Origin of the sequence: Thalassoglobus sp. JC818 (assembly GCF_040717535.1) — a bacterium.
GTDB lineage: Bacteria > Planctomycetota > Planctomycetia > Planctomycetales > Planctomycetaceae > Thalassoglobus.
Genome location: NZ_JBFEFI010000004.1, coordinates 488,034 through 500,155 on the forward strand (window position 1 = coordinate 488,034; position 12,122 = coordinate 500,155).

Sequence of the window (12,122 nt, forward strand, 5' to 3'; positions counted from 1 at the left end):
GTGTGATTGAAATCTCGGATAGGATGTGCCATTCACTCGTTCCGAGCTGAAGAAGTCGAATCGAAAAAAGTCCGCGGTTGATGTCATCAACTGCGGACTTTTCTATTTCCGATCAGCTGATCGACCAACAGGGATTCTAAAAGCCCACGAACTCTCGTCTGTCTGAGTGCTTGGAGAACGCCGATTCATTCGTCACCGTCGCGTCTTCAGGACAACAAAGCTGCCAGCATGCCTGAGAGAACGATTCCATCGAAGGTGCCTGCTCCGCCGATCGACATGATTCCGACCGGGGTCTTCAGAACATCTCTCAGGTGCATCAGATCAGCTCCGATGACTGGCCCCGCCACTCCACCAATAAATGCCGCAGCTGTCCGTTCTTCCGGAGTTCCCTCGGGAAGCAGAATCCATGAGGAAACAACGCACAGGATCGGCGGAACGAGACCGGGCATCATAATTCCAATCCCTTCCACCGGACGTGCTGTTTTGTAGCAGACTCCGATACTTAGCCCCGCCACGATCAGCGTCGCGAGAATCGCGGAGTTTCCAAAGCCTGCGACTCGGACCGCTTGATGAATCGCGAGGAGGACCGGAATCAGGCATCCCCCGATATTGATCGCAATTTGAGTTCGTGAAGAGACTCGCTGATAGTCCCGCTCAAATGCCTGACCAATGGGACCATACCGCAACTCCGGTTGCAGGTCGTCTCGTCGAAATTCGTACACCGGGACATTGATAAACGATCCGAAAAAGACTCCGATCACGGTCAATCCAGCAACTGCTGATGAGAGGCCGAGTTTGGTCAGAATCGAATGCCCCAGATCGAAAAGCAGAGACGGCAGAAGGCACATCAGAATCAGGATCAGAAAGACGGGAAGACAGCCGATGAGAGGGGAAAGCGGAGATTGCGTTCGGCTTCGGTATTCAAATTGAACTGGCATGGATCGTTCGGTTGTCTTTTTTCTACAAAGGGCGAACAATGACGTTTCGTTCGCCGAAAATTCTTCGCCTATCAAGTACTCATACTGTCACAAAGAATTCAAGAAGATTGCCCACGAAAGATGGACTACTATCAAGTTTTAGGTGTTTCCCGATCGGCAACCAAGGACGAAATTCGCAAAGCTTTCAAAAAGATTGCCCGTGAAAATCACCCGGACGCGAAGCCGGATGACGACGCTGCAGCCAAGAGATTCAAGGATGCAGCAGAAGCCTACGACGTTCTGGGTGACGAAGACAAACGCAAGAAATACGACCAGTTCGGTGAACACTGGAAACACGCTCAAGGTGGAGCAGGTCCGCAGCAAGGGAATCCATTCCGGAGCGGAGGCCCCGTCGATGTCGATTTGCGAGACATCTTCGGCGGAGGCGGAGCAGTCGATCTCGAAAGTCTGTTCGGCGGCATGTTCGGTGGTGGTGGAGGACGGGCTCGTCAATCAGCTCGGCCGATGAAGGGGCAGGACGTCACGACATCCATTCAGGTCCCATTCCAAACATCCGCATCCGGCGGAGACTACGATCTTTCGATGCAGCGTGGCGGAAAAGTTGAAAGACTGACGGTGAAAATCCCTGCCGGAATCGAGTCCGGCAAATCGATTCGCCTCGCTGGTCAGGGCGAACCCGGAAGAAACGGAGGACCGAACGGGGATCTACTGGTGACAGTCAATGTGGCTCCGCATCCCTACTTCCGCCGAGATGGAAACAACGTCTCGGTCGAAGCTCCGGTTTCGGTGACCGAAGCGATCCTCGGTGCAAAGATCGATGTCCCAACTCTGACAGGTGAACAGGTTAGCGTGACACTTCCGGCGGGAACCTCTTCGGGAGCAAAGCTACGCTTGCGAGGCAAAGGATTTCGTAATCCTCGAACGGGAACGACCGGCGATCAATTCGTGGTCATCAAGATTGTTGTTCCGAAAGACATCGACGATCAGTCTCGCGACCTGATCGAACAATTTGCGATGCTCAATCCACAGTTCCCCCGCGACGATCAGTGGTAATGACCTCACGCTTACTCCGCTGCACGCGGTCGAGTGTTGATCCAAAATCGTTCGCAATACTCATCCAGTTCCTGGCGGTTCGATAAGCTGACCGCTTCTCGAACTCCAGTCCATCGATCGGGGGTCAGTTCGATTTCAATTTGAAATGACTCTGTGGGAAGACGATCGAGAAGTGCTTTCGAGACGGCGAGTCGATAGCGTAGCTGTGGATAGACTGGGCAATACCGAGTTTGAAACGACCACTTGTCGATCGAGAGCTCTTCGGACTCGCTGAAGACCGGTCCTGGTGTGACAAAGTCTTTGAATTCTTCGGGAATCTGATCTCCTTCAGCGGGAACCAACTCGACGCGAACCTTCGCCGGTCGCGAACAGTAGACAGCCCAGGCGGGCCAATGATCGTACAGGTTCCAGTTTTCAAATATTGGCAAACCGATGACCAGCCCCGTCATCGCGACAGCAATTCGGCCCCGCCATGGGTTGATGCTTACATGTTCTTCAACGCTTTGAGGGGTCTCCACATCTGAAGCAAACAGCAATCGGTTTTGGAGGATGAAGTAAAGGTTCCATCCGAGAACTCCGTACTCGTGATTCAGCCCCATTGGTCCAAGCATCCAGATCAGTAGCCCATGCATCATATACGACGCCCAACGTCCCAGACTTCTCGTCCGCCGAAACAGAAGTAAGAGACCAATCAACATTTCGCCGACGGGCAGCAACAACGCCATCCATCGACGCGACTCCGGTGACCAGTAATTGGTTTCCACTCCGAAGCTGTTCAAGCCTGCGTTCAACAAGAGCTGACCGTGCGCATCCAAAAATGTCAGATCCAGTTTTGAGATCGCTGAATAGATGTAGATGCTGCAGACGAACCATCGATTGCATTGCAGCCCGCGAGAATTGGGAGCCCACCAAAGCAACAAACCGGAAACGATCAGCTGTAGCGTCCACGGTTGCAGCCGATGCTGGTCGAACAGGACAAGCCCCACTGCAGCTGAGTAGAGAAGCCCCGGAAAGATGTCGCGCCCGCGAACAGTCCCGTTCGCAATGACTCCCAAAGCTCCAATCACGATACCTGCTAAGAAAACGTAGTCGACCCAGAAGGGAACGCCCGTCAGCAAAGAAAACCACGGAATCTGTGGAAAGCCGGGACACACCCAGAGTGGCCACGTCAACGCACACTGAACGAGAAAGAAGACCGCAATGAGTCTCTGAAGTCGAGAGGTTATCGAGTTGATCGGGGTCTCGGTGCGAGACAATTCGTTCATCAGAGTGTTTTTCGCTGACACGTCACCTCCCAATTCACGTGATGGAATCGGAGAGGTGGCTTTTCGTTGATCATTCGGGAAAAGGGATGCCACTCGCATTTGGCGACACTATAATGAAAGTCGACGCCGTGATTGGAGATTTTCATGTTTCGAAGCATCCAGTACTTCCTGATCATCTGCTCCATCGTTGCATTCTGCGCGGAAACAGGCCTGAGCGGCCCGCCGGGAAAACGAGGTCGCAGCTACCCGCTTGTCTACGGCGCAACCGGTCGACCCTACGGTCCGACTCAAGCACACTATCAATACGAGCTTCGATACGGTCGCCCATGGTATGGCGGCGGTTCGGGACGAGTCTATTCAGCGAGCGGCCGAGCAGTTTCCTATCCCGGTTACTCGTTTTATGTCGGGAATCCGTATTACGTCCCCGCTTACTACGGCTGGGGTGCTCCCGGATTCGGTGTCTCATGGGGTGGGTACAACGGATTCTTTTACCCGCAATTTGCTCCGTGGGGCTATCTCTCCTATCAGTCGGCGTACCCTTACGCTCAGCCTCCCAGTGTCGCAGAGTTCGGACAGTCAGGAACGATCGTTGATGATGCCATTGCAGACGCCAACGGAAACGTTCCGCTCTTTCAGCCAATCCCACAACAAGACCCGATCGATCAGGTTCTCAACGCCAATCAGGCAAACGCTCAGGGTCCGAAGCGACATATCGTCGCGAAACCTTTCACCGAGATCGAGCTCGAGCGGAGTCGTCGCTTCGAAGCACGCGGAGATCAGAAGTTTGCACTCACAAATTACCTGGGAGCGTCGGAGAACTATGAGAACGCCATGCGCGAAGCACCCGGGCTGGCATCTCCTCGCTACCGCAACGCCATCACGTTGGCAGCGAGAAGTCGGTTCGATGAGGCAGTCGAGGAGCTGAAATCAGCGATCTCGATCGACTCCACTTGGTTGTACGCTCCCGTCACCCTTGACGAAATGTTCGGCCCGCACAATGAAGGGGAAAAACAGAGAGTCAAAACACGCGTGGCAGAATGGGCGAGCCGCGATGTACGCGATCCAAACCGACTCTTCCTGCTCGGAGGATTGCTTTACCTAGATGGGGATTCTCGATCGAAGAACCTCATCGAATCCGCGATCCGATTTAACGGAAGTCAGGAACACCTCGTCGCCTTTTTGCTTCCTCAACTTGATCAAGCGGAACAGATTCCTAATCTTCCCGCGGCAGCAGTGGCCGATCAGGAAGCGATTCCGCAGAACGAGCCCGAGACCGTAGCCCCTGTTTCAGAGACAGACTCCGACTCGTTGAGTTTCCCCGCAGAAGAGAACTCGAGTATTATTCCACCACTTCCGGACGAAGTTGACCCGGTTGAAACGTCTTCTCCCGAACCAGCATCCGATGATTCAGGAAACGGTCCCCTGCTTCCGCCTGCTCCATAAGCTGATATTGGGCCAGCAACTCTGAGGGGGACGACTCCCCCACAGACCCAACTGACAATTCTATGGCTACGTACTTCCGCCGACGCAGCAAGATTCATCTTCCCATCACGCTGAGTGTCAGCTTGATGGTGTTGAATGTCACTCTCATGATCTGCTGGATCATCGTGCTTGCTCAGCGTTCGCTCTGGGGAGCACTGACGATCGGCGTCGTCGCGTTTACGTTGATTCTGGCTGGCCTCTCCGCTTGGCTCGTGTTGACCTTAAAAGAAATCGGCCTCAACAACCGACAAGCCAACTTCGTTGATAGTGTTACCCATGAGCTCAAATCGCCAATCGCCTCTCTGCAGCTCTATCTGGAGACGTTGCGAATGCGGAATCTCTCCGAAGAAAAGCGGGACGAGTTTCACGGAGTGATGGCCAACGAATTGCGGCGTCTCGACAGCTTGATCAGCCAGCTTCTGGAGGTCGGCAGACTCGACGCGCTCGGCGACAATGACGAACCCGCGAACATTGAAATTGGGCCGCTTCTCCGACAGTACGCAGAAACAGCTTGCTTGAACTGGAACGTCAACCTCGAAGACGTCTTCACCTTCGAAGTTGAACAGGTTCGCGTCAAAGCCAAGAAGATCGTGCTTGATCTCGTCTTCGCCAATCTCGTCGACAATGCCGTCAAGTACGCCGGGACGCCGCCCGAGGTCGTGATTCGAGTTAAACCGCACGGTCGAAGCCGTGTCATGATTCAACTGGCGAACAATGGAACCGGGATCTCTCCAGACGATCGCAAAGATGTCTTCCAGATTTTCTATCGCGGCGGAAGTGAACTCGAACGACGCCGCAAAGGGACCGGGCTCGGGCTGTATATCGTGAACACTCTAGTGAAGAAGTCTCACGGGAAGATTCAAATCAAAGATCGATTGAACGGAAATCCGGGCTGCATGTTTGAGATTGAACTTCCAAATCGCACATTTCCCGCCCCGACAGGAGCCATCTCCCTCGGCGGGTCACGGAAGGAACTTGTGCAGACGGAGCCGCCTGCGGTGTCATGAATTCTTCCCGGAGAGAATGTTCTCAAACTGACGTCCGGTGCGAGGCATCGGAAGTTCTCCCAGTTCTTGAAGCGTTTTCCATTGGATGTCGCCGTTGCTCGCAGCCACGATTCCTTCCGACTTGCTCGAATCAACTAAATTGCACTTCAGGCAGAGCAATCGAATTCGATAGCGCGTGACGGAGTGTCGAATCTCGGTCACGAGTTCCAGGTTCTCCACTTCGATTTCGAGGGTTTGAGCAAGCTCATCCTGAACCGCCGCGATCAGTTTGTTCAAACTTTGTGGCGTCATGCGCGATCGCGAGTTGAGACTGGGAACTTCAAATCGTGGAAAGTCCCACATGCCGGCCCAACGTTCATCGGACTGGCGTTGCCGCACGAGATAAGTCGATCCCGAACGAATCGCCACGGTTGCTTCGACGAGATGTGTGACCTTGGGTCGCTCTCGCTTCCAGGGAATGGAGTCCTGACTGGAATTTTCGAACGCACGGCAATGTGAACTGACAGGACACTTCGCACAATCCGGAGACGCCGGTGTGCAAACTTGAGAGCCAAGTTCCATCAGTGCCTGATTCAACTCACCAGCGTTGCGTTGCGGTTGTAAACGTTCGGCAAAACTCCACAACAATCGCTCACCGGTTCGATCACGAGGATCTCCGTCGTAGCCCAGCAGACGGCAATATAACCGGAGAGTGTTGGCTTCGACGATCGGTGCAGGTAAGTCGAAGGCAAACGAACGAATCGCTCCGGCGGTGTAGCGACCAACTCCCGGCAACGACTGGAGATCTTCAAGTGCCTTGGGAAATTCACCGTGAAAAGTCTCACAGATCTCAATGGCAGCCCGCCTGAGATTTCGTCCGCGGCTGTAATATCCCAGTCCTTCCCAGGCTTGCAGAACCTCTTCCTCACTCGCAGCTGCCAGTGCTTCAACAGTCGGAAATCGTTTTAAGAACCGTTCGAAGTAGGGAACGACCGCCTTCACCGTCGTCTGTTGAAGCATGATCTCGCTGACCCAAATCTGATACGGATCACGCGTCTCCCGCCACGGAAGAATCCGCCCGTGCTTGCGAAACCATGTTCTCAGTCTTCGCCGAAGTGCGGTGACTTGCTGATCTTCGGGAAGGAATTCTTGAATGTCGTCCATGAACTCAGTGTGCCTGAATCACTCTCATCGGTTGCAGTCAGATTGCCCATAGTGGCATCATGAGCGGAAACAATCGCTCAATCCGTGGAGTAGATCAATCATGCTTGTGCGCTCGAGAAGTCAACGATTCACCGTGCGGTCCATCATGCAGTTGGGCCTGATTGCCGCATTAGTGCTTTCCTTCTCGCCGAAACAATCGTTCGCAGAAACCTACTTCATCGAGCCGATCACAACCGAACTTCATCAGCGACTGCTTTCGTCGAAAGCCTCATTATACGCGGTCGTCAACTGTAGTGATTCTTTGGAAGGAGGACAGGTCGACCTGGCGGAATTAGGGCTGTTGGGCTTGTTGAAGTCACTCCGGGAATTTCGCGAAGATGGCCACACGTCGATCCATATGTTCATTCGATTCGAGTCCTTCGAAAACAATAAGGACTCGGAAAACTTTCTCGAACAGGCACTGGAGAACATTTGCCGAAACGCGGGCTTCGAAGAAGTAAAAACATCGAAGACATGGACCTCTGTGTCCTGGGATGACCGTTTCGGACCAGCCTCAAAATTCGAAGAGCCTGAAGACAATAGCGAGGATGGAGTCGGCGACTTCTATTCGCGAGCTTTCCCGTTGCGGACACGGCTGTCGCGATATCTGCTTGGTGATTACGACTGTTTCGTACGAATCCGACAGCCGATCGATACAACTACCAAGGACTTGTCTGGCCCACTTCGAGATTCCATCAAGGCGAACGTTGAAGGACTCAATCTCCCGCAGAAAAACCGACTGATCTTCGACCTTCGCAGTACCGACTTTGCGCGGGACAATGCTGACCATCTCTTCGGTCAAATTGCAGGAGTCTCTCCGGCAGAAGTGTTTGCGAAAGAGCTGGGCTTTGAGCAAATGAACTTCCGGCATTCTCCCGGACGTGGGGCTCCAGAAAAGCTGTTGGGCAAACCGCTCCCGCCGGTCCAACTGGTCTCAAATGATGGAGCCGCTCAGACTTTCGACGAGCTTCGAAACGGCACATCCGGTTTACTCACTGTCTGGTCAAACGCTGATCAGGAGTGCCGAAAGCTGGCCAACGCACTCAACAAACTCGACGGCGTAGGCTACGTCATTGCAGCTGCGATTTCGTTGCCGAACGAGAGAGTCACCGAGATCGCTTCCAAGACAAAATGGGAGTTCTCAGTCGTTTCAATTTTGAAGGCGAGTACTGACGAGCAGCTACAAGTGTGGCACAATCCGACAACGTTCTTCATCAATTCAGAAGGGATCGTCGTCGGGTATTTCGTCAACTACGAACCGGGGGACGAGGAATGGATTCAGGAGCAGATCACTGAACTCCTGAATCCATAGCTTGTTGCTGCTCAGAGCTTGGAAGGCGAGCTGATTACGAGAACGCTCTTCTCAACATGTTCAGGCTCTTCGGAATCGCTGACTCGTGCCCTTCCTGTCCTTCGAACTCCAGTGAGATGTATCCGTGATAGTCGACGGAGCGAAGAATCTCGGCGACGCGATCGTAGTCGATATCAATTGTGTACCACGTTCCGCCTCCGTAGTACGTTTTCGCCTGAACGAAGACCGCATATGGGGCGAGGATTTCGTACTGCTCGTATTGTCGTTCGAGGAAGTTCCCTGTATCGAGAGTTGCTCGCAGCCAGGGCGATTGGATCGCGTCGATGATGCGAACAACTCCTTCTGCATTTCGCCCCAATCCCCAGTGATTTTCGAGGCCGAGAACCACTCCGCACTCTTCAGCTTTCTTCAAGCACTGCTCAAGGCTGTCGATGACCCACTTGAAGCCTTCGTCTTCAGTGTAGCCATCGAGAATCGGCTCGATCCCTTTGTTCGCCATGAGATCGTCAAAGCTTCCAATGGTTCCCCAGCGACCGGTATTCACACGAATCGTCGGAATTCCCATGGCATAGGCCAATTCAATCTGATGTTTGGTCTTCTCCACATTCTCCTTACGTTTCTCCGGATCAGGGGAGACGAAGGATTGATGAGTTGAGAACCCGCAGAGGTCGAGACCGTTTCGAAAGGCTCGCTGTTTGATCGCCTGCAGCGCGGAATTCGATTCATCGGTCATCTGCACATGAAGAACTTCGACACCATCGAAGCCCGCTTCAGCAGCCAGATCGATACAATCAACGATAGAGAGCTTTGAATCCGGGCGATATCGCCAGTAAGAGTACGTCGACGTTGCAATTCGCGGTGTTCGACTGGGCTGCTTTTTCTCTTCGGCTGCTTGAGCAGAATCGAAACCGGCTCCTCCGACAACAGCCAGAGTTCCGGCGGCAGATGACGCAATGAGATCTCGACGCGACAGTTTTCGTTCGCTCATAACAGCTCCGGGTTGAAAGGACGTCGACTGAGAGCAAGTTGCTCTTTCCTGTGCACTCGCTTGCTCTGTTTCATAAGATAAACGGCTGTGTTTGCTCGTGCGAGGGAGTGCACACCAAATCAAAAATGCTTTAAATTAGCAACACCAGGCTGTCAGCTAAAAGTCAGTCGTCCGAATGTGAACGATCGATCTAGATTTGCCGATCTGTTTCCATCGGAAGTTCTACCCGGGCAACAAAAAACAGGTGGCTGGAACATTCCAACCACCTGTTGATTGATTCGTATGCGAAAACCAAAGCGTCGAAGTGGCTTTGGACTTTTCGACTATCGTGAAAGGAAGGCCACGACCTGTCCGACGTTCACTGGAAGACTGACTTCCTCGAATGTTGGAAGAGAGGTGACAATCGCTTTCAATTCGCTGCGATCGAAGTTGATCCAGCCGCATTCTGGCTCACCAGCAGCTTCGCTCAACTCTTTGTAGAGCTGCGACAGGTTTGGACGATTCTTGATCGTCACAACATCTCCTGGACGCACGATGAATGAAGGGCGATCGACTCGGCGGCCGTTGACCAGGAAGTGCCCATGCACGATTCCCTGTCGGGCTTGCGGACGAGTCAACGTGAACCCTGCACGACGTACGACATTGTCCAAACGTCGTTCGCAGAGGATCATCAGGTTTTCCCCGGTGTTCCCCTTGGTGTGACGAGCTTTATCGAAGTAGCGACGCAAGTGCTTTTCACGGAACCCGTAATAGAACTTGATCTTCTGCTTTTCGACCAGAGCCAACCCGTAGTTGCTGGTCTTGCGACGCCGCTGAGCCATCCCTGGAGGATATTCTTTTCGCTCAGACGCACGAACAGCTCCAGCGTTTTCAAAGACTTGAAAACCTAAGCGGCGATTGATTCGGGCTTTTGGGCCGGTGTATCGTCCCATGGACTTTAGTTCCTGACTTGCCTCAACTTACGTCAAAATACGACAGACATTTCCCCAGAGAATTTGGGGAAACGAGAATCATGTCAGTTAAAACCCTGACCGTCAAGTCTCTTCGCATTCTCCAAATCGAATTTGCCAGAAACTCTCTGCTGGCGATCTTCATTGGGAATAACGACCGCCGACACAGTAAACATCCGAACAGTTCGATGATTTAGTTCACGACGTTTCGGGGCTTCTCGCCTGTCAGCACTCGCAGACAGTTCTGGCTCCCCTTGATTCGCATATCGTCCAGCCCCTCTTCGGAGTAAAACGCAGCATGTGGATTGATGATGATCCGGTCGAAAGCGGGATGGGATGGATCTCGCCATGCCTTCATCAGCGGATCGTTTTCGTCGGGCGGTTCGGTCTCCAGCACATCTAAGGCGGCAGCCCGAAGATGATCGGACTCGATGGCTCGCAAGACAGCGTGAGCATCGACAACTCCTCCCCGAGCGGTGTTGACGAGAATCGATCCTTGCTTCATTTGGGCAATGGTCTCGTCATTCAGGATGTGCTGAGTCTCCTCAGTACGTGGACAGTGAGCACTGACCACGTCTGAGATGGTGAGAAGGTCTGAGAGATTTTCGATCCGCTCAATACCCAGCGACTTGTCTCGACCGTCCGGCACGTAGGGATCGTAATAGACAACACGCATTCCGAGAGCCTTCGCCCGGAGAGCGGTCGCTGTTCCAATTCTTCCGGCTCCGATCATTCCGAAGACTCTTCCACGCAGGCGATGCGTCGGCTTCACCTGTTCATAAACCCAAGGACCTTCTCCTCGCTGCAATCGGCTGTTCATGTAATGCACGCCGCGAGCCAGCGTCAGCATCATCCCGATCGCAGAATCGGCGACTTCTTCGGTTCCGTAATCGGGAACATTGGCCACGTCGATTTCGCGAGAGCGTGCGAAAACTCGATCGACATTATCGAAGCCAACCCCGCAGCGGACGATCAGCTTGCAGTTTTCCAAACGCGAAATCGTCTTCTCTGACAGCGAGATGAAGTGGTAAAGCATGATCGCGTCCGCGTCTTCGATCTTGCCAACGAGATCTTCTTCTGAGAACGCATTAAGCGCGACAATGTCGGCCACTTCACCGAGAATCTTTTCCTCGTGCGTGAGTGGAGGGTGAATGAAATCCGTGACGACGACTTTCGACTTGGCCATTGATCAATACCTGACTGAAAACATTGGAATCTGCGGGGAGTGTAACTGCCGCTCATCCATCAAGAAACTCAGGCAAGTATGAACAGCCCAGGCCGCTACAGCTTGTCGTCGTCGACGTAGCGTTTGATCAACCCGTTTGAAGGAACCGAATCTGGATCGAGCATTTTCTGCGCAGCTTCGGCACCCACGACGGGAAGCTTTGACGGATCGATCAGACCGACTTGCACAAGTGCAGAAGCTTGATCCCAGTAGATGTGCTCCTCTTTCATCTTTCCGTTTTCGAATGAGATGATCACAACGATCACAAGTTCGAGGCGTCGATTCGTGGGCGGTACGCCCGGCAGCAGCCAATCGATTTGTCGGGAATGTGTGCATCGGAAGACAAATTCATCAACGATGCGGTCTTGACCGACCGTTCGCGAGATGAGTTCCGTTTCGACATCCGGCGGATTGTGAGGGATGAAGTAGTTCGCGTAGAAATGTTCGAGATGCTCTCGCCCCTTGCCGCCAGCCAAAGTTGGAACATGGTTCACGTAAGGTTCATCAACCATCGTTCCGCAAGAAGCGGCTGCATCTTTATCTTCAAATTCGGCAACGACATGATCTTCCCAGAGTTGAACCATGTCTCTCTGCTGTTGAGTCAATTGACTTGGATCGAGTTCGAACATGCTTGTCTTCTCCGATCGTTCAGGAAGCTGGTTCCGAAAGCATTCCTTCGCAATTCACTTTGTTCTCTCAAAACGAAAGCCTTGACAATTC

The 12,122-nt window shown here is 53.1% G+C and carries 11 protein-coding genes; 4 read left to right on the forward strand and 7 right to left on the reverse strand.

Features of this window, described 5'->3' with window-relative positions; all coding sequences use genetic code 11:
• Window positions 1-206: 206 nt before the first annotated feature.
• Window positions 207-938, reverse strand: a complete 732-nt coding sequence (locus AB1L42_RS12980) for a DUF1614 domain-containing protein (RefSeq protein WP_367055954.1) — start codon at window positions 936-938, stop codon at window positions 207-209.
• A 120-nt stretch (window positions 939-1,058) separates the two neighbouring features.
• On the opposite strand from AB1L42_RS12980, the gene AB1L42_RS12985 reads away from it, so the two are divergent.
• Complete coding sequence (locus tag AB1L42_RS12985) at window positions 1,059-1,991, forward strand: DnaJ C-terminal domain-containing protein (RefSeq protein ID WP_367055957.1); 933 nt, start codon at window positions 1,059-1,061, stop codon at window positions 1,989-1,991.
• Between the two features lie 11 nt (window positions 1,992-2,002).
• On the opposite strand, the gene AB1L42_RS12990 is transcribed toward AB1L42_RS12985, so the two are convergent.
• A complete protein-coding gene (locus AB1L42_RS12990; protein WP_367055960.1) occupies window positions 2,003-3,256 on the reverse strand; it encodes a MauE/DoxX family redox-associated membrane protein in 1,254 nt (417 codons plus the stop codon).
• Between the two features lie 144 nt (window positions 3,257-3,400).
• Between AB1L42_RS12990 and AB1L42_RS12995 the strand changes: the two genes are divergently transcribed.
• A complete protein-coding gene (locus tag AB1L42_RS12995; protein ID WP_367055963.1) occupies window positions 3,401-4,699 on the forward strand; it encodes a hypothetical protein in 1,299 nt (432 codons plus the stop codon).
• A gap of 62 nt (window positions 4,700-4,761) precedes the next feature.
• Window positions 4,762-5,745, forward strand: a complete 984-nt coding sequence (locus tag AB1L42_RS13000; protein ID WP_367055966.1) for a HAMP domain-containing sensor histidine kinase — start codon at window positions 4,762-4,764, stop codon at window positions 5,743-5,745.
• Here the strand turns inward: AB1L42_RS13000 and mutY are convergent.
• A complete protein-coding gene (gene mutY, locus AB1L42_RS13005; RefSeq protein WP_367055969.1) occupies window positions 5,740-6,888 on the reverse strand; it encodes an A/G-specific adenine glycosylase in 1,149 nt (382 codons plus the stop codon). The two genes, AB1L42_RS13000 and mutY, sit on opposite strands and share 6 nt — an antisense overlap.
• Window positions 6,889-6,988: 100 nt before the next feature.
• Between mutY and AB1L42_RS13010 the strand changes: the two genes are divergently transcribed.
• Window positions 6,989-8,239: a hypothetical protein gene (locus tag AB1L42_RS13010; RefSeq protein ID WP_367055972.1), complete on the forward strand. Its 1,251-nt coding sequence runs from the start codon at window positions 6,989-6,991 to the stop codon at window positions 8,237-8,239.
• A gap of 34 nt (window positions 8,240-8,273) precedes the next feature.
• Here the strand turns inward: AB1L42_RS13010 and AB1L42_RS13015 are convergent, their stop codons facing one another.
• From AB1L42_RS13015 to AB1L42_RS13030, 4 genes are all read right to left on the reverse strand, one after another.
• On the reverse strand, window positions 8,274-9,227 hold the full coding sequence (locus AB1L42_RS13015) for a sugar phosphate isomerase/epimerase family protein (RefSeq protein ID WP_367055975.1): 954 nt from the start codon (window positions 9,225-9,227) through the stop codon (window positions 8,274-8,276).
• A gap of 323 nt (window positions 9,228-9,550) precedes the next feature.
• Window positions 9,551-10,159: a 30S ribosomal protein S4 gene (gene rpsD / locus AB1L42_RS13020; protein WP_367055978.1), complete on the reverse strand. Its 609-nt coding sequence runs from the start codon at window positions 10,157-10,159 to the stop codon at window positions 9,551-9,553.
• 211 nt (window positions 10,160-10,370) lie between these two features.
• Complete coding sequence (locus AB1L42_RS13025) at window positions 10,371-11,363, reverse strand: C-terminal binding protein (protein ID WP_367055982.1); 993 nt, start codon at window positions 11,361-11,363, stop codon at window positions 10,371-10,373.
• A 95-nt stretch (window positions 11,364-11,458) separates the two neighbouring features.
• Window positions 11,459-12,031 (reverse strand): ester cyclase, encoded by a 573-nt coding sequence (locus AB1L42_RS13030; RefSeq protein ID WP_367055985.1) that lies wholly within the window; start codon window positions 12,029-12,031, stop codon window positions 11,459-11,461.
• Between the last annotated feature and the right edge of the window lie 91 nt (window positions 12,032-12,122).